Genomic DNA, 18,496 nt, shown 5'->3' on the forward strand with positions numbered 1-18,496 from the left:
AACAAATGAAAAACAATTCTTAATTTTTCATTTTTAATTGAGAAGCGCAAAGCGCTTCTTTATCTCTTCCCGGTCGTCGAAAGGATGTTTCACGTCGCCGACAATCTGATAGGTTTCGTGCCCCTTGCCCGCCACGAGGATGATGTCGCCCGGACGCGAGAGCATCACGGCCGTGCGGATCGCCTCGGCGCGGTCGGCGATGCGCAGGTAGCGCGCACCGGGCTCCAGCCCCGCGACCATGTCGTCGAGAATCGCCTCGGGCGACTCGTGGCGCGGATTGTCGGAGGTGAAAACCGCCGTCGTGGCATACTTCACGGCAATGGCCGCCATCTCGGGACGCTTGGTCCGGTCGCGGTCGCCGCCGCAGCCGCACACCACGATCAGCTGCTGGCCGGGAGTGCGGATCTCCTCGATGGTCTGAATCACGTTCTCCAGCGCATCGGGCGTATGGGCATAGTCGACGATGGCCGTCGTGCCGTTCGCCGCGCGGATCTTCTCGAAGCGGCCGCTCACGGCGTGCAGCATGCTCAACACGCGCAGCACCTCGCCCCGGTCGAGTCCCAGCAGCGCCGCCGCGCCGTAGACCGCCAGCAGGTTGTAGGCGTTGAACCGCCCCAGCAGCCCCACCCACAACTCCTGCCCGTCGATGCGCAGAAGCATGCCGTCGAGGTGCATCTCGACGATCTTGCAGCGGAAATCGGCCATCGCGCGCAGCGAATAGGCGCTCACCGCCGCCGCGGTGTTCTGCACCATCACGCGTCCGTTCCGGTCGTCGGCGTTCGTCAGAGCGAAAGCCCCCTTGGGCAGCCCGTCGAAAAAGAGCTTCTTGGCCCGGATGTACTCGGCGAAGGTCTTGTGGTAGTCGAGGTGGTCGTGCGTGATGTTCGAAAAGATGCCGCCCGCGAAATCGAGGCCCCGCGTGCGTTCCTGCACGATGGCGTGCGACGAACACTCCATGAAACAGTATGCGCACCCGGCGTCGGCCATTTCACGCATCATAGCGTTCAGGCGGATCGAATCGGGCGTGGTGTGGGTGGCTTCGACCTCGCGGCCGTCGATCTTGTAGACCACCGTCGAGATCAGCCCGGCCTTGTAGCCCATGGCCCGCACCAGGTCGTAGAGCAGCGTCGCGGTCGTGGTCTTGCCGTTGGTCCCGGTGATGCCCACGAGTTTCAGCTCGCGGCTCGGGTAGTCGTAGAACGCCGCGGCCATATCGGCCATGGCCCCCGCCGAGTCCCCGACGAGAACATAAGCGACGCCCTCCGCCGCATCCGCCGGCATCCGTTCGCAGACGATTGCCGCCGCGCCTTTTTCAACCGCCATGGGAATATAGTCGTGTCCGTCGCTCTGCGTGCCCGGAACGGCGAAGAAGCAGTCGCCCGGTTTCACGGCGCGCGAATCGTAGACCAGCCCGCCAATGGCGGCGGCAGTATCGCCGCACACCTCCCGGACGGGGGTATTTTTCAGAATATCGGTTAATTTTTTCATCTTATTTCAACGTTATGACGACCGCCGTGCCCGGTGCTATGCGCGCTCCGGCGGTGATACTTTGCTGCGTTACGGCTCCCCGTCCCGAGAAGCGGACCTTCAGTCCGCGGCTTTCGAGCACGAACAGCGCGTCTTTCAACCCCATGCCGCGCACGTCGGGCATCACGCCCCGGTCGCCGGGCAGGCTCGTGATGACGACGTTCGAGAGGCTGTCCACCGCGACGTGCCCCCAGCCCGTGCGGCTTTCGAACGAGGCGCGGGGCGACAGGCGGTCGGCCACGCGGCGGACCTGCGCGATGTCGCCACCCTTCATCCGGTCGGGATAGCGGCGCGGACCGCCGTCGTCGACACGGCCGTACCAGTCGCGGCCGCGGTTGAAGATGTAGTCGACCATGCGCTTCACGACGGGACCCGCCAGCGGTCCCCCGTAGTAGGCTTTCCCGGCCTGGGCGCGGGTTTCGATGGTCGTGAGCACCGTGTAGCGGGGCGCGTCGGCCGGGAAGTAGGCCACCATCGAACCCAGGTAGTAACGGCCCTCGCGGCTGCGGGCGTCGGTGATCTGCGCCGTACCGGTCTTGGCCGCCACCCGCAGGCGCGTCGTGTCGCGGAAAAAAGCGCTGGCCGTACCCTCGGTGCAGACCGCCTGCAAACACTGCTGCACCTCGCGCAACGCCGCCCGCGAGGCGATCGACGAGGCGATGGTACGGCTTTCGAAACGCTCCTCGACCCGATCGCCGCGGCGCAGTTCACGCACCAGCACGGGCGAAATCATCTTCCCGCCGTTGGCAATGGCGTTGTAGAAGGTGATCATCTGGATCGGGGCCAGCCGCACACGGTAACCGTAGGACATCTTCACCAGCATCACGCCCGGGTCGGGAACCTTCCAGTCCGTGGTGACGGAGGGCTTCCGCTCGCCGAGCCGCTCCAGCCCCACGGTCTGGCCCAGATGCAGCTCCTTATGGAGAAAATCGCTGTATTCCTGCTTTCTGCCCGTACTTCCGTAACGGTCCCAGATCGCCTTGGCGAAGTAAACGTTCGACGACGAAGCCACGGCGCGCCGGAAGTCGATTTCACGGTCGCCGCGGTGCGAATCGCGGATGTTCCTGGCCGGGCCTACCGTCACCGGATCGCCGTTGTGGGTGTCGTAAACCGTCGAGACGGGCATCCGGGCGTCGTCGAGCAGCGTGAGCATCGTCGCCAGCTTGAACGTCGAACCCGGCTCCATGCTGCGGCCCAGGGCGTAGTTCTCCCGTTCGGCGAAACTCCCGTCGGCATTGCGGCCGAGGTTGACCATCGCCAGGATTTCGCCCGTATGGACCTCCATCACGATCGTCGTGCCCCACAAAGCATTCTGGGCTTCCAGCTGTCGCCTCAACGCCTTGTCGGCCACATCCTGCAGGTCGAGGTCGAGCGTCGTGACGATGTCGAAGCCGTCCACCGGGTCCTCGTGGTCCCCGCCCGCCACCCGGCCGTAAAAGCCGCGCGCGATGCGCTGGCGCAGGGCTTTGCCGTCGCGGCCCGCCAACTCCTCGCGGTAGGCCTCCTCGATGCCGTAATTGCCCTTGTCGCCCGTCAGTCCGATCGTACGGCGCGCCAGTTCGCCCTGGGGATAGATGCGTTCGTCGCGCTCGATCAGCCGGTAGACCATGCCCATGTTCCAGTTCAGCAGCGGATAACGCCGCAGGGTCTCCCACTCGGCGAAATCCACCTCGCGGGGAAAGATATTCACGGGCGTATGGTCGCGGATCGTGTCGTAGATGCGGCGTTTGACATATTCCTCGCCCCGCATGCGGTCCATCATGCGCGAAATCCACCCCTCGGAACGCAGGTAGGAGGTGTCGCGCGGATTGACCAGCCGGTAACGGCGGGCGTGCTCCTCGCGGAAACGTTTGGCATAGGCCGAGGCGGGCTTGTCCCGGAAGAAGGCAGCCAGCAGTTTCGCGAGCGAGTCGGCCTGTTCGCGGAAGGTCTTGAGCGAATCCAGCCCCGGCGACGCGAAGTCGAAGGCGGCCTGATAGCGGAAGATCGAGGTGGCGAGGGGTTCGCCGTCGCGCGAAAGGATGCTCCCTCGCTGCGCCGGGATGACCTCCTCGGTGAAGATGCGGCTGGCGAGGCGGTCGGCATTGTAGGCCACCTCCGCACTGAACAGCTGCACCCAGACGAGCCGTGCGAGCACGATGGCCCCGGCGAGGATGAAGAGCACGTACAGAAGCCTCACCCGCAGCAGAATATCGCTTTTGACCTTCGAACGTTCCTGCTTCATCGCCGTTTAGTTTTCGATGATCTCGCCCGGCGCCTGCGGGTCGTAAAGCTCGATGCCCCGCGCCCGGAGCTGTTCGACGATGGCCGAATGGGTCGTGCGCTGGTAACGCTGCTCCTGAAGGCGGATCGAGCGTTCGCGGAGTTTCTGCACGTCGCGCTCGAGACGCGTGTAACGCATGTCGAGGTGCAGCGACCAGAACATCACCATGATGCTCAAAAAGAACATCCCGGCGATGGTCAGCATATAGGGATAGTATTTCGAGACGCCCTCGCGCACGAGGATCGTACCCGAGAACAGCTGCCAGAAGGTGCTGGACCTGCGGCGTCGCTCGCGGCGTTCGCGTTCTTCGGCTTCGGCCCGCTCTTCGGCCTCGCGCTCCTCGTCGGCGCGGATGTCCTCTTCGGCTTCGCCCCGCTCCATGCGCCGCACCTCGCGGCGCACACGGCGCGCGAACTCCTCCTCCTGCTCGCGGCGGGCCTGCTCCTCGGGGGTCACCGGGTCGAATTCGTGGTCTCGGTACATCGTATCAGCGTTTTACGGCCGCCCGGAGTTTCGCCGAACGGGAACGGGGATTGCGGTCGAGTTCTTCGGCCGAAGGGGTCACGGCCTTGCGCGTCACGAGGTCGAACGGGGCCTGCGAACGACCGAAAAAGTCCTTTTCGACCTGCCCCGAGAAGTTGCCGCTGCGCATGAAATTCTTCACCAGCCTGTCTTCGAGCGAATGGTAGGAGATAACGACCAGCCGGCCGCCGGGCTTCAGCACCCGCAGGCTCTGCTCCAGCGCCATTTTCAACGCCTCCATCTCGCCGTTGACCTCGATGCGCAGGGCCTGGAAAAGTTTGGTCAGGAATTTCGCCTCGTCCTTTTTGGGCGTGCAGGGCTTCACGGCTCCGACCAGCTGCGCCGTGGTCGTCACGGGCGCCGCCGCACGGGCCTTGACCAGACAGTTGGCAACCTTCCACGGTGTTTCTACCTCGCCCCAGTCGCCCAGAATGCGGGTCAGGTCCTCCGCGGTGTAGTCGTTCACCACGTCGGCCGCCGTGAGCCGCCCCCTCTGGTTCATGCGCATGTCGAGCGGAGCCTCTCCGCGGAACGAGAATCCGCGCTCCACGGCGTCGAAATGGTGCGACGAAACCCCCAGGTCGGCCAGAATGCCGTCGACCTCCGTCACGCCGCGCAGCCGCAGCGCCCCCCGCAGGAAGCGGAAATTGCTCTCCACGTAGTGAAAACGCGCATCGTCGGGACGGTTCTCCAGCGTGTCGCGGTCCTGGTCGAAACCGTACAGACGGCCTTCCGGCCCCAGGGCGGAGAGGATGCGGCGCGAATGGCCGCCTCCGCCGAAAGTGAGGTCGGCGTAAGTGCCCGCAGGTTCGACAGCGAGCAGTCCCACAGACTCTTCCAGCAGTACGGGAGTATGGTATTGCGACATAATAGTTATTTGCAAAGGTCTATTTGGGTGTAAAGTTAGGGATTTTTCAAAAAAGAATGCCTATATTTGTAAATATAATCGGCAATAATTTCCCGCCTCATTCTAAGTCGTTTACGGGAGCGCAAAAATTACGAGGGTTAAAATTAGGGTTAAAACACGATCATTTTCAACAATTCAAACTCTCTAACAATCATCTCAATACACGAATAGTTAATAATAAATCACACTTTCAATAGTGTACCATTACACCCTCTATTCGTCCGGATCGCTGGGTAGGCTTCAATAGTACACCGTCGTAACAAACGCTCCAACGCAGAACTCGCTATTACAGCCGTCAATTCCAATAGAGCAACACTCCTTTTAGCACACGCCAATCCTTCACGTCAGCAACAGCCCGTCCATACAACGACAAGAGGGACGATCTCCAAGCGTTTCCATAGCCTACCGGGCAGTAGTTCGCCGGAGGCTTCAACGATCTAAAATCGGGTTCTCCAAGAGTTTCCCGTTTTCACGCCACGACATCGCGCCAAACGTAGGTATAGGCAGGCTGGCAGATAGCGGTCGATCTCCAACAACACCCCGCGCCGCGGCCCGAAATAATATCCGTTCGTATTTAGGGTATTTCTCCAATACAAAGACCCGTCTAAGACCTCCGAGCGCCAATAATTAGGAGCTTCGCCTACAAGGCCGAAAACAGCGATTTCCAGGAGGCCTTTCCTTCGGGCGGGTAAATACTCCTTCGAAGCGGCAGGAGCGTAGAAATCGGCATTTACAACAGCATAGCGGAGAACGCCGTGAGAGCTGGCCGAGGGCGCGTATTATAGAATGTCGAGGAGCCTGACGGGGCGCGGCTCGAAATAATATACGACGTTCCTCCTATTAGGCAAGGACGAGATCATCAAGGAGCTCTTATTACAACATACGGCGTTTCTATATACAACGATTTCATTACAGCAGTCTCTATATTTACATTATAACGTTTACAGCATTTACAGCGAGAGACATTACCCAGCTTTATTCAGCGGGTAATTTCCCCTCGTTTTTTATCTTATATCATAAGTCAATATTATCACGCCTCTGGCGGTTATTCAGCCTAATCAAATCTATCAAGTGCCACTTTATCGCCTCGGTAAATTCAATACGGTAATCCGGGTATAAGTAATCCTTTTCCCGCTCGTGACGCCTTCGCAGCCACTTTCTAAAGTCGCGCTGCGCCCCTTTCGACAACAGCCCGGTATAGCCGTCCAATTCAGCATGAGATAGGCTCGCCAATCCCAGAACCACGAAATAATCGGTCAGTTCCTTCAAGCTCCCCCGTTTGGGGTGAAACGACGGCCGACGGCCTATATTATCAAAGGCAAAAGCCTGACAATTCCGCCAAAAGAAATTCACAATCCGGGTATATTCTTCAAGCAGTCCACCGAGCGTTCCTTCCTTCAACCGGGAGAGTACCTTCCGTCGCCCGCCTTTCAACGTAAATTCAACCCGAAGGGCGTTTTTCTCCGGGTAGAGGTCCGGATTCCGTATTAGCACGTTCCGATTATCTTTATTTATTTCAGCGATTTTATCATAAATTTTAGCAGTGAAAAATCCCGAAACAAACTTTCGGCATGTAGGACGCGAATCGTTCAACTCGTAGCATTTCGACTTAAATGCACGGATTCGGTGTATCATTTCGACACATTCCATATCAAACGGGACATTCAGCCCTATTTCAATCTCGGAAATTTCAAAGGTTCTCAACGTATCGAACGAGATGCCAAGTCGTTTGGCCACTTTCCGCCAAGCCTTTTCCAAATCCGTTTTAGTCAAATCATCCAACGAAGTCGCGCCGTAGTACCACTTTCGGATACTACCGTAAATTTTCATAAAGTCTTCGTAAAATTCAATTATCAGATCATGCGCATCATCCCCGGATTTCCCATTATTTAATACCAACTTATCATACCATCTCCCATTTATCCAATTCGATTTTTCAACGAAAGTTCCATAACGCAGGTGATGATAGACCTCCTTATCGTAACATTTCAAAGTAATATTATCGACCATATTTTTTCAATTTCAAAAGTTCGTCTTTACAATACCTCTTAGAACGCCCGTAGCGCATAGGCGTAATCAAACCTTTTTTCTCCCAACGATAGAGCGTCGAGCGACTGACCTTCATCGAGCCTTCAACCTCTTTCGCAGTCAGCAACTCCGCTCCGAGGAGAGCCTTCGTAAGATAATTAATAATCCAATCCCGATTCTGGGCTATCCCCACTTTAATCAGCGTTTGGAGCATCTTCGGAGATACGATAATCTCACACTCCGTTTTAATTCTTAAATTATTCATAGCTTTATATCAGAATTAGCGGGCGATTTCTCGCCCTTTATTTCCTAATATATAATGGTGGATAATACGAAGGTCCTTTTTTAGATAATTATTTATATATCAATTAATTAACATTAAAACGGCTCCAAAACAACCCCAAAAGAGGGTCAAAAGATCATTTTTGCCGACTTACAGAACACAAAAAACCGCCCCGGTCAGGGGCGGTCTACATAACCTACACAAACAAATTTTATTCAGTTAACGCGGTTTTAATTATTTCGAATCCGCCGTCTTTACAATTCTTTTCAGACAGACACGCATTCCGGATACTACTCAGTTCAACGCAGGTGGCATTCTCCAATTCCGGAACAAAATCAAGCCACTGGGCCTTACTTCGGGCATATACGAATATAACATTTTTATCAATCAGATATTTTACCAGCCGTTTCGTATACTCCTGAGAAGGAAGCAAGCCCATTTTCGCCGGAAATGGCTTATATTTCCTGGAATGATAAGCCATTAGCTGAACCGCCGCTATCTTCGTTTCAGCTCCGGGAACAGCTTCCCGAATTATCCGCGTTTTCTTCGCCCAATACCAATCCTGCTCCTCATTAAACGGCTTATATTCCGGACCGGAATAAAAAATCGCACGATCTTCGAGTAGCATCGCTTGGGTCTGCGCCCGAATGACGAAGCGTTTTTCTTCATCGCTCATCTTTTCATGAGCTTCGATATTCGACGACACCTTATAACCCGGGTTTGACATTAACAGTACGACCCGCGCACCAAGAACATCGCCGATAAACGGATAAGGCAATATTTCGGTATGCAACTGATACTCGGGCTCGTTTTTCGTTCGCTCATTAAATTCTTCGATAAACGGGATGTCATCGGCATACGCATTCAACTTTTCCAATCGCATATAGCCGTTCTTCTCGATTTTTTCGGCTAATACCCGCCACGGGTTTTCTTTTAACAAGGTTTCTTTCGTTTCCATAATAAAAGGTTTAATAGTTAGGTTCCCAAAGATAAGATATTCTCGCCCTTTTTCAATATCGAGGGTGGTGATAATTTCATCCATTTTTTCTTCGCCCCGGTAGTCGATCCCGACCGTCCACGCGCTATTCGTCCCGCCATCCCAGCAAAACACCTCTTCCAGACGTTCGCGGAGTTCGGCAGTAAGCAGGGCCGTCAGCCGACTTTCGGAGAGGCAGGCCTTTTCCAACAGAAAATAATGTAACACGGAGGTCGCTTCACCCGTCCGCAGGTAGCTGATATAGTACGCCAACGAGTGGGGAATCCGGTCGGCATAGTCGGGGTGGTTCTCTTTATAGCGAGCCAAAACGACCTCCAAATCCCCGCCGTAATGGATATACAAGGCGAGGTTCAGTAACTTTTTCTCCCAGCCAATCCGCCCGAACTCGAAACACAGATCGTCCCAATAAGCCCGTCGGGCGACAAGGTCGTCATAGATTTCCCGCTTTTCAGCAACCGGCATCGCCGGGTCGCCGAGGGATTTCGAGACCGGGGTGGCTTCATCCCGGTATTTTTTGACGACGAGATCGTCGGCGCTGACGGAATCGGCCTCCATCCACCTCTGCAACCATTCCGATTTTTCGGCGTCCTCCAACTTTTCAAAATCGCCGCTCTTTAATCCGTTTCTCGACAGATAGTGTCGAAATTCTCGCTCCAATCTCGCTATCCGGCTCCCTTCGGCGGCGGCATACAGGAATTTCGGGGGCAGGTCCTCAATCCACATCGTCGAGCGGATTGCCTCCCGAAACCGTATCGCCTCGATCATATCCAGCAGGGGAAATTCCCCGCGAAAGGGAATCAGCCGCGACGGAATTTCCCGGTCTACAAGCAGGCCGGCCATACCACCCGCCACGGAGCACATTCGGTCCCTCGTCGAAAGTCCACTCTTTTCCATATCCCGTTATTTCGGTTAAAAACTCTTTACGGCAAAATTATCAGTCGCTTCCGCCAACCCCCGGCGCAAGGGCAGATTATTTTTCAACCGTCAAAGAGGCAAATAAAGAAAGCGTGGCGCTGAAGGCTTATTCTATACGGCAGGCTCTGGAATAGCCCGAATACTAAAATAAGCATCAGCCCACGCCCTTTTTCAAGGACATAGGAATAACAACGCTTATTCCCGTATTCATCAGAATTTTCCAGATTCGCCGTAGAGAATAAACTTACGCTTTCGCGTCTATCAATATGTCATAGACAAAAGTACAAAGATTTCGCGGATTTCCAACAAAAAAGGCTTCGACCTAAATCGAAGCCCCTTCAAAATTCATTCATCGTCAATCAAAAAAAATCGGCCGTTTCAGTTTTATAGCATCCTATGGGTGTCTCAATCCATATTAATTTATCTCCCCAATCGCATTCGTTCTCAGGAAACGTATACCATAATACAAAAATTATTAGATTCAAGTCTTTCGCTATTTTCATCACCTCTAAATAGAATTTTTCATCTTCCCCCTTTTTCAAAAGAAAATCTGGGAAAGCCCTATCATCAAGAGAAATTACAATCGCTTTCAAATCATCTTCAATGGCAATTTTTCGTATCTCGTTTAATATTAGAACATAGTCTTTTACAGCACGAGAACGCAACTTAACAAACGGATTAGCACTCTCCCAATGGAGTAGTCCCGTAGATATTTTAGCTTTCTCTAAAAATGAATGTAACACGGGGCCTAACATCAGCATTATATCTTCAACATCATAAATTTGGTTAGGCGTAAAAATCGTTATTACCTCCGAATATTTACAGATAATAGGACGAGCATTTTCCGCATCAAAAGTTAGATACACTCCTTCCTTACACGAACTAACAGATATATTATCGCGTCTTAATTTTACAATAATTTTTTCACTCATATCTATCCATCATTTTAGCAACCACATTTTTCACCTCTTCCCGGAACCACGCAGGTTGCAACACCTCTACATCCGCGCCGTTCGAGAGCAGTTCCATCCGAAAATCGTAAGTCGGTGCCAACCGGTATTCGAACACCGAATATTCCGCGGTCCGCTCGGTTTCACGCTGGGTAGGGTGCAGGGGCAGAGCCCGGACGTAGTTCGCCTGCTTCCCCAAGACGCGGATTTCGACCCGTTCGGCCTTCCGGTCCCGTTCACGGATAATTCCGAAGGCGTCGGCATAGAATCCGGCACAATCGAAATCAGAGGGGATTTCAGCCGCTTTCGCCGTCGGAACCATACTTCGTACCCGGTCAAGGGCGAACGCGTAAATTCCGCCCATTTCCACGCTATTGGCGATCAGGTACCAGCGCCTCCGGAACGCCTTCAATCCGTAAGGCTCGACCTCGTAACGATTTTCTCGTTTTTCATCGTAGGTATGGCGGTAGACGATCTCCAAGCATCGGTTTTCCTCCATCGCCCGGAGTACGGCAGTCAGATAGGCGTAGCCCGAAGGGATCGGCTCCAACGCGATCCGTCGGCGCAGGCGTTTACTATTTACCAAGAGGTCGTTCACGGCGAAGGTTTCCAACAGCCAGCGTCGCAGATCGTCGCGCACCAGGTCGTCGCCGCATTCGACGTAGTATTCGTTCGTACGGCGGTCGCAGGCGATATTCACGTCGAACAACTCTTCAACGGCTTTCCGGTGGTTCTCAAAGGTCTTTCGGGGCAGTTCCTCGCCGCCCGACATCTCGTTCCGCTGCCAACGGACGCGGATTTCATCCAGGGTGATACGGCCCGCGGAGTAAATCACGTCCAAGAGCCACAGATAACGGCGAAACAAGGTCGCGGTGTTATTCGTCAAGGCGTTCATCGTTCAAAGGTTTTTCACAAAGATAAAAAAGGCTTCCGCCAAAACTCGGCGGAAGCTCTCGTTTTTTTATCAGGCACCCAGTTTTTTCATCGCTTCGATCAGCTCCGTTCGTTCGGTATTCGTATAGACCCGGTGTACCATATCGAGGCTTTTATCCCCCAAAAGTTTCGCTACCATATAGAGCGGGGTGCCCGCGTTCGCCAAATGGGAAGCGAAGGTATGCCGACCGACGTGGAACGAGAGGCGTTTCCCGATTCCGGCTTTCTCAGCCAACATTTTCAGTTTCCGGTTTATACAACCATTCGATAGACGCGGAAAAACATGCTCGCCCGTGGACACGTTCCGGTACTTGGCAAGCAGGACCTTCGGCCATTTCAACGTCACCGGAATTTCAACCAGTTCTTTCGTCTTGCATTGAATCTTAGAAATATAGGTCACGCCTTTAATATTTTTCAAGTGCGTCCACTTCAGGTCCAATACGTCGCTGAACCGCAAGCCCGTTTCACAACTGAAAATAAACAGTTCTCGTGTCAGTTTCATCGCCGGATCACCTTTATCCGGCAGGGCCTTTTGCAGGAACGCGTCGTATTCATCCTTTGTCAGAAAAACCGTCCGGGGTTTCGAGCGGTTTAGGAATTTCAATCCCTTCCCGAACGGATCGTCGATCGGATAGCCCAGCCGTCCGGCCCATTTCACCACCGAACGCAGGCGGTTCAATTTCGTATTAATCGTATTATCCGCATTCCGACGGACCGTCCGCAAATACTTTTTATACTCCTGAATAAAGAGAATATCGAGCTGGTCGATCGTCCGTTTCTTACTCCGTTTCGAAAATTTCGCCATATCCTTTTTAAGGTCCAATATACCTATAATCGTTCGCTCGCAGCGGTTATCCGTCCGCAGTTTATCTACATAGGCATCGAAGATTTCATCGAGGGTGGCGTTCGTCTTTTCACTCGGAGCCGTCCGCGCCTTTCCGGTGAGTATTTCCCGGATTCGCTCCAGGTCCACGGTTTCACCCAACATCTCGCACTGGAACAGATAGCGTTCGTATTCGGTTTCCTTCCCGTTCAGATAGCCGTTAATTACGCTTTTTTCAGGGCAGTTTCCGACAACACGTCCGGATTTCTTATCCCAGCAAGCCGGGGCAATCGAATAGGGAGTCGCAAATTTCGTTTGGCGGCCGTCGAGATATACACGCAGGTCGATACGTTTTTCCAAACCTTTCCTCGAAAGGTCATCACGCAGAATAGGTCTAATCGTTTTTTTCATAACTATTCGTTTTACGATTTTGCTTTTTAATAGTGGCTGGTTCCAAGAAAAATCGAGGAAATTTTTCCCGCAAGGACTAATTTAGGCTCAAAATACTGATTGACAAAGAGTTCTTTCGATAAAAATTCTCGAAAAATTTTACAACGTCCTCCAATCGTCATCCAGCCGAGATTAGGCAACAAACTATTTTTACAAGAAATTCACCGGAAAAATCAACCCGAAAAAAGGGGGCTAAAAAAAGCCCTTCAAAAACAACAAGGGTTAAAATTAGGGTTAAAATTTCGACACAAAGCGAAACAAGGTGAAAGACCTACCCTTCGCCAAAACGCGTTCTAACGACGATTAACTTTCAACAAGGTGCATCTTATAGCAAAAAAACCGTATATTTGTGGATATAATTTTCCGAACATTCCATGCCCAAAATCGACATCGGCGCCGTACTCAGGCAGAAAGCCCCGCGGCTGGCTCGCTGGATTCCCCGTCCGGTCGTGAACTGGCTGCGCCGCACGATCCACGAGTCGGAAATCAACCATATCCTCGAACACTACTGGTCGCTGCCTCCGCAGGAGTTCATCCGCGCCTGTTTCCGCGAATGGCAGGTCACCTATTCGATCGAAGGACTCGACAAGCTCGCCCCCGGAGGCCGTTACCTCTTCGCCTCGAACCATCCGTTCGGGGGCATGGACGGCATGATGCTCGCCGACAAGCTGATCGACCGTTTCGGCGACGCGCGGGTGGTGGTCAACGACCTGCTGATGTACCTCGAACCGCTGCGCCCGCTGTGGATTCCGGTGAACAAGCACGGCGCGCAGAGCGCCTCCTACGCCCGGAAGTTCGACGAAGAGTTCTTCGGCGATCTGCCGGTCCTGACCTTTCCCGCGGGTCTCTGCTCGCGCCCCAACGGCGGCGAGGTGACCGACCCCGAGTGGAAAATCAGCTTCCTGAAAAAGGCCTACGCCTCGCAGCGGCAGATCGTTCCGGTCTTCGTCGAAGGGCGTCTGTCGAAGTTCTTCTACCGCGTCTACCGAATCCGCAAGGCGCTGGGCGTCAAGTTTAACATCGAGATGCTGTGGCTGCCCGACGAAATGTTTTCGCAGAAGTGCCGCCATTTCCGCATCGTCGTCGGCGACCCGATTCCCGTGGCCGAACTCCAGCGTTTCGGGTCGCTGCACGAACAGGCGCTGGAAGTACGTAAAAAAGCGTATTTTTTGGAAAAAACGCTCGCCGGCCCGAATCAAAACCGCTAATTTTGGTATTTTTGCCCTGTCATGCAACAGAAAGAGAATACAGTACCCATCATCGAACCGGTCGCCCGGGAACTGCTGCTCGCAGAACTGACGCCCGCCCGCAAGATGCGCAACACCCACCGGGCAGGCAATGAAATCTACATCTTTTCGGCCGCCGAATGCCCCTCGCTCATGCGCGAGGTGGGCCGCCTGCGCGAAGCGGCCTTCCGCGGCGCCGGCGGCGGCACGGGGCAGGAGGTGGACATCGACGAGGAAGACCTCGCGGGCGACGGCTACTACCAGCTGATCGTCTGGGACCCCTCGGCGCAGGAGATCGTCGGCGGTTACCGCTTCATCGTCTGCACCACGCCCAACCCCCGCCATCTCTCGACCGAACACTATTTCCGTTTCAGCGAGCGTTTCCGCCGGAAGTTCCTGCCCCGGACCATCGAACTGGGGCGTTCGTTCGTGCAGCCCGCCTACCAGGCCCGCGGCAACGCCAAGAGCATCTATGCGCTGGACAACCTCTGGGACGGACTGGGCGCGCTGATCGTATTGAACCCCAAGGCCAAATACCTTTTCGGCAAAGTCACCATGTACACGACCTACAAGGCCGTGGCCCGCAACGCGCTGATCTGGTTCCTGCGCCGCTATTTCCCCGACCGCGACCAGCTGGTGGAGGGCATCCATCCCATACGGCTCGACCTGGACGACCCTTATTACGAGGAACTGTTCTGCGGCGCGACCTACATGGAGAACTACCGCATCCTGATCCAGCAGATCCGCAAGTTCAACGAGAACATCCCGCCGCTGATCAACGCCTACATGAACCTTTCGCCCACGATGCGGGTTTTCGACACGGTGTCGAACCCCGATTTCGGCGGTGTGGAGGAGACGGGCATCCTGGTGACGATCCGCGACATCTATCCCGAAAAACGCCTGCGCTACACCCGCTGGCTGGGGTGGCGGGCCAATCTGAAACACCGCCGCGAGGAGTTCAGCGAACGCCTGCGCGAACATTTCGAACGCATCAAGAAAAAGCGGAACGCCTGAAAACGCCCTGTTTCCCCCACGGCCGTCCGGACAATCGGGCGGCCTAAATTTTGCATGCCGTGCAGTAAACCGCACATTTCCGCATTTAACGATACGAACGACTCAACTAAAAAACACCTCGCATGAAACGATTATTTCGTCTTCTTCTGATCCTGGGCCTCGCGGCCGGAACCTGGTCCTGTGCGGACGACGGAACTCCGTCGGTCAGCATCAACGGCGGAACCGATTTTCTGTCGCTCGACCACCTCGCCCGCAGCGGCAAGATCACCGTCAATGCTCCGGCGCCCTGGAGCGTGACGCTGGCGCCGGAAAACTACGGTCAGGACGAAAAACCCGACTGGCTGACCCTCTCCGCAGAAGAAGGACCGGCAGGGTACTCCGAGATCGACGTGACCTTTGCCGAGAATCCGGGTCCTGCCCGCAGTGCGTCGCTTCTTTTCTCCTGCGACGGAAAGACCTTGGCTTTCACCGTCTCGCAAAGTGCGGGCGGCACGGGATTCGACGCCCCGGACTACTATTTCTACATTTCGGTCGGAACCATGCCGACCCTCTATTCGGGCCTGCACCTGCTTTCGCACGACAAACCGAGCTACGTCTCCTACGAACGCGCAAGCACCTTCGACGCCGCCGAATTTCCCGACCGGGCCTTCGTGTACCCCGTCGCCGACCCCACGGGCCATGCCACCAACGAGGAATTACGGGCCATGAGCGAAGCGATGAAACGCCGCATCCTGGAGATCAACGCCGAGGACCCCACAGCGGTCTTCGGGCTATGGGTCGACGACCTGCGGTGCCGCCTGGGCTACGACTGGTTCGTGGCGCAGGGCATCGACTCGGCACGCGTGAAGGTGACGATGCTCTCCGACGGCACGGCGACCTACAACAATTTCCACAACTACTTCGGCGATGCCGCCACGGCCGAGCAGAACTGGAACGACTACGCCGCCGAAGTCGAAGCCCTCGACTGGAACCACGGCGGCCGTTATCCCGAGACCCGCGCGCCGGAGGAGTTCGCCTCCTACACCTGGCCCTACTACCTCTCGACGCGCCCCGATTACCGGCTGATGCTGCAAAACAGCAGCCTGATGGAGTCCTCCTGCCCGTTCATCGCCGACCGGCTGGCTGCAATGAAGATGGAGAGCGTCCAGCCCTACGAACTGCTGACAGCCCTTCCCGAGGCTTCGAAACAACAGTTCTACCGCATGGCCAAATTCGACTACGCCCGCTTCGCGGGGCTGTTCGACCTGTCGCCGAAGAAAAACCTCATCATCATCGGCACGAGCCACAGTTCCGCCGCGAGCGAACAGCAGCAGGCGGCCTATGTGGAACGGATCATACAGCAGTACGGCAGCGATTACGACATCTTCTTCAAGCCCCATCCCGCCGACAGCTCGTCGGCCGGTTACCCCGACCGGTTCGAGGGGCTGACGCTGCTGCCGGGCCAGATGCCGTTCGAAATCTTCGTCTGGGCGCTGCTCGACAAAATCGACATGATCGGCGGCTACCCCTCGACGACCTTTATCTCCGTACCGCTCGACAAGGTGGGCTTCCTCTTTGCCGCCGATGCCGACGGACTCGTCCGGCCGCTGAACATCCTTTTCCGCGACGCCGCGAACGTGGAATGGATTCAGTAAATGCCCCCGGCGCCGAAAAACGCCACCCGGCTCGGGTGGCGTTTTTTTCGCGCAAAAAAATCCCCCGCCGAAGCAGGGGACCAGGCAAACAATTGTTTAACTAAATGATTTCGGGCGGAAGATTACCGGACGACCTCTCCCGACTGATTCTCCAGGCTTGCGTTCTTCTCCGTCTTCACCGGCTCCGATTTTTGCTCGGCGGGTTCCGATTCCGGCTCTGCGGGAGTCTGTTCCGGCTTCACGGGGTCGGGTTTCTCTTCCGGAGCGGTAGGCTCCTGCTTCTGCTCGGGAGCGGTGGGATTCTCCTTCTGGGGCGTGTCCTGCTTTTCGGGCTGCTGGGCATAAACCATTCCTCCGGCTGTCAGCATCAGCGCCGCCATCATCACAATCGTCTTTTTCATAGCTTTAAAATTTAAATGGTTGAACTTCATTCTTTCGTTAGCGGGTCGTCTTACTCGCGTTCTGACTTCTGAAAGTTCAAGCGAAGTGCCACAACGGCGCAAAACACGCAACAAGCAGATTTCCAACGCAAACGCCATTGCGCTAAAAATCGGAGAAGGTGTGGAAAAATGTGGAGACGGGACAGAAAGTGTGGAAAAATTCCACAGCCGGAGTGTGGAACGGCCGTCCGGAAACCGGAACGGGACAGGCGGGAAGCCTCCTATTCGATACCGTAAAGATGGAGTTTGTTGTAGAGCGTCTTGCGGTCGATGCCGAGCAGTTTGGCGGCCTGCGACTTGTTGCCGCCCGCCGTTGCGAGGGCGCGGCGGATCTGCTCCTCCTCGGAAGCGGGATCGCGCAGCGAAAGAGGCGCCTCCGCAGGTTCCGCCGGACCTCCGGTGACTTCGGCCGGCAGGTCGCGGCAGGTGATGTACTCGCCCGCGGCGAGCAGCGTCGCCGACATCACCGCGTTTTTCAGCTGCCGCAGGTTCCCCGGCCAGTCATAGGCGGCAAGGGCCGCGGCGGCCGCGGCGTCGAACCCGACGATCCGCTTGTCCAGCTCCCGGTTGGCCTGGTCGAGAAAGAAGTCGGCGAAGAGCGGAATATCCCCGCGCATCTGCCGCAGGCAGGGCATGCGCAGCGTGAAGGAGTTGATGCGGTGGTACAGGTCGGCGCGGAACGTCCCGCGCGCGATGGCCGCTTCGAGGTCCTCGTTGGTCGCGGCCACGAGACGGATGTCGACGGGAATCTCGCGGTTGCTGCCGACGGGACGGATACGCCGCTCCTGCAGGGCGCGCAGCAGCTGCACCTGCGTTTCGTAACCCAGGTTCCCTACTTCGTCGAGAAACAGCGTGCCTCCGTCGGCCGCCTCGAAAGCGCCCGTCTTGTCGGCCAAAGCCCCCGTGAAGGCCCCCTTGACATGACCGAAAAACTCCGAAGCCGCCAGATCGCGGGGAATGGCCCCGCAGTCGACCGCCACGAAGGGCTTTCCGGCCCGCTTGCTTTCCCGGTGGATCAACTGCGCCACATGCTCCTTGCCCGTGCCGCTCGCACCGTTGACCAGCACCGACATATTGGTCGGGGCCACCAGCCGGATGTGTTCGTACAACTGCCGGGCGGCGTCGCTGCGGCCCTCGATGTAGTTGAGCGGCTGCTCCGAAAAGCTCCCGGCCGCACGCGGCGCGGGCTTCGAAGCGGATTTCGCGGCCGGCGCCGCCGGAACATCCAACGCTTCACGGATCTTTTTCAGCAGTTCGTCGGGATTCACCGGTTTGGCCACATAGTCGCGTGCGCCGAGCTTCATGCACCGCACGGCGTTCTGGATTTCGGCGTAACTCGTCATCACGATCACCGGCGCCGCGACACCCGCTCCCGCCATCCATTGCAGCAGGGCGATGCCGTCCTCGTCCGGCAGGCGCATGTCGCTCAGCACGAGCGAGAAGCCTCCCGCCTCAAGAGCCGTGCGCGCCGCCGCCACCGACGAGGCGGTCCCGACTCCGAAACCGCGTTTCGAGAGCCACGTGCGCAGCATCAGGGCAAAAGTAATATCGTCGTCGACAATCAGAATCCGCTCTTCCATAGGC

15 protein-coding genes are annotated in these 18,496 nt (G+C 56.0%); 3 read left to right on the plus strand and 12 right to left on the minus strand.

Translation table 11 applies throughout. The features are described from left to right. Window positions 1-33: 33 nt before the first annotated feature. From DWW03_RS04175 to DWW03_RS04220, 10 genes are all read right to left on the minus strand, one after another. Window positions 34-1,488: a UDP-N-acetylmuramoyl-L-alanyl-D-glutamate--2,6-diaminopimelate ligase gene (locus DWW03_RS04175; protein WP_118406360.1), complete on the minus strand. Its 1,455-nt coding sequence runs from the start codon at window positions 1,486-1,488 to the stop codon at window positions 34-36. 1 nt (window position 1,489) lies between these two features. Continuing rightward, on the minus strand, window positions 1,490-3,751 hold the full coding sequence (locus DWW03_RS04180; protein WP_118406361.1) for a penicillin-binding protein: 2,262 nt from the start codon (window positions 3,749-3,751) through the stop codon (window positions 1,490-1,492). Between the two features lie 6 nt (window positions 3,752-3,757). Next, window positions 3,758-4,273 carry an FtsL-like putative cell division protein gene (locus tag DWW03_RS04185; protein ID WP_015546864.1) on the minus strand — a complete coding sequence of 172 codons (516 nt, stop codon included), beginning with the start codon at window positions 4,271-4,273 and terminating at the stop codon, window positions 3,758-3,760. A gap of 4 nt (window positions 4,274-4,277) precedes the next feature. Next, window positions 4,278-5,180: a 16S rRNA (cytosine(1402)-N(4))-methyltransferase RsmH gene (gene rsmH / locus DWW03_RS04190; RefSeq protein ID WP_022062125.1), complete on the minus strand. Its 903-nt coding sequence runs from the start codon at window positions 5,178-5,180 to the stop codon at window positions 4,278-4,280. Window positions 5,181-6,233: 1,053 nt separating this feature from the next. Next, window positions 6,234-7,229, minus strand: coding sequence for a hypothetical protein (locus DWW03_RS04195; protein ID WP_118406362.1), 996 nt, complete (start codon window positions 7,227-7,229; stop codon window positions 6,234-6,236). Then, on the minus strand, window positions 7,219-7,512 hold the full coding sequence (locus tag DWW03_RS16745; protein WP_220399776.1) for a helix-turn-helix domain-containing protein: 294 nt from the start codon (window positions 7,510-7,512) through the stop codon (window positions 7,219-7,221). Before DWW03_RS16745 ends, DWW03_RS04195 begins: the two co-directional genes overlap by 11 nt. A 229-nt stretch (window positions 7,513-7,741) precedes the next feature. Next, entirely contained in the window at window positions 7,742-9,421 is a 1,680-nt protein-coding gene (locus DWW03_RS04205) for a hypothetical protein (RefSeq protein WP_118406363.1), read from the minus strand. Between the two features lie 380 nt (window positions 9,422-9,801). Continuing rightward, a complete protein-coding gene (locus DWW03_RS04210) occupies window positions 9,802-10,374 on the minus strand; it encodes a hypothetical protein (RefSeq protein WP_118406364.1) in 573 nt (190 codons plus the stop codon). Continuing rightward, window positions 10,367-11,287 carry a helix-turn-helix transcriptional regulator gene (locus tag DWW03_RS04215; protein ID WP_118406365.1) on the minus strand — a complete coding sequence of 307 codons (921 nt, stop codon included), beginning with the start codon at window positions 11,285-11,287 and terminating at the stop codon, window positions 10,367-10,369. The genes DWW03_RS04210 and DWW03_RS04215 overlap by 8 nt, the downstream gene beginning before the upstream one ends. A 69-nt stretch (window positions 11,288-11,356) precedes the next feature. Continuing rightward, a complete protein-coding gene (locus tag DWW03_RS04220) occupies window positions 11,357-12,559 on the minus strand; it encodes a tyrosine-type recombinase/integrase (RefSeq protein ID WP_022062131.1) in 1,203 nt (400 codons plus the stop codon). Window positions 12,560-12,972: 413 nt separating this feature from the next. On the opposite strand from DWW03_RS04220, the gene DWW03_RS04225 reads away from it, so the two are divergent. The 3 genes from DWW03_RS04225 (at window position 12,973) to DWW03_RS04235 (ending at window position 16,472) form a co-directional block, all read left to right on the plus strand. Then, complete coding sequence (locus DWW03_RS04225) at window positions 12,973-13,806, plus strand: hypothetical protein (protein ID WP_022062132.1); 834 nt, start codon at window positions 12,973-12,975, stop codon at window positions 13,804-13,806. Window positions 13,807-13,827: 21 nt separating this feature from the next. After that, complete coding sequence (locus tag DWW03_RS04230; protein WP_015546867.1) at window positions 13,828-14,838, plus strand: GNAT family N-acetyltransferase; 1,011 nt, start codon at window positions 13,828-13,830, stop codon at window positions 14,836-14,838. A gap of 122 nt (window positions 14,839-14,960) precedes the next feature. Further along, the gene (locus DWW03_RS04235; protein WP_015546868.1) at window positions 14,961-16,472 is read left to right on the plus strand and encodes a BACON domain-containing protein; all 1,512 of its coding nucleotides are present in this window, start codon (window positions 14,961-14,963) and stop codon (window positions 16,470-16,472) included. A 122-nt stretch (window positions 16,473-16,594) separates the two neighbouring features. Here the strand turns inward: DWW03_RS04235 and DWW03_RS04240 are convergent, their stop codons facing one another. Both DWW03_RS04240 and DWW03_RS04245 read right to left on the minus strand, forming a co-directional pair. Beyond that, a complete protein-coding gene (locus tag DWW03_RS04240; RefSeq protein WP_015546869.1) occupies window positions 16,595-16,873 on the minus strand; it encodes a hypothetical protein in 279 nt (92 codons plus the stop codon). Window positions 16,874-17,133: 260 nt separating this feature from the next. Next, entirely contained in the window at window positions 17,134-18,492 is a 1,359-nt protein-coding gene (locus tag DWW03_RS04245; protein ID WP_118406366.1) for a sigma-54-dependent transcriptional regulator, read from the minus strand. Window positions 18,493-18,496 lie beyond the last annotated feature (4 nt).

The sequence above is a fragment of the Alistipes sp. AF14-19 genome (assembly GCF_003461645.1).
GTDB lineage: Bacteria > Bacteroidota > Bacteroidia > Bacteroidales > Rikenellaceae > Alistipes > Alistipes shahii.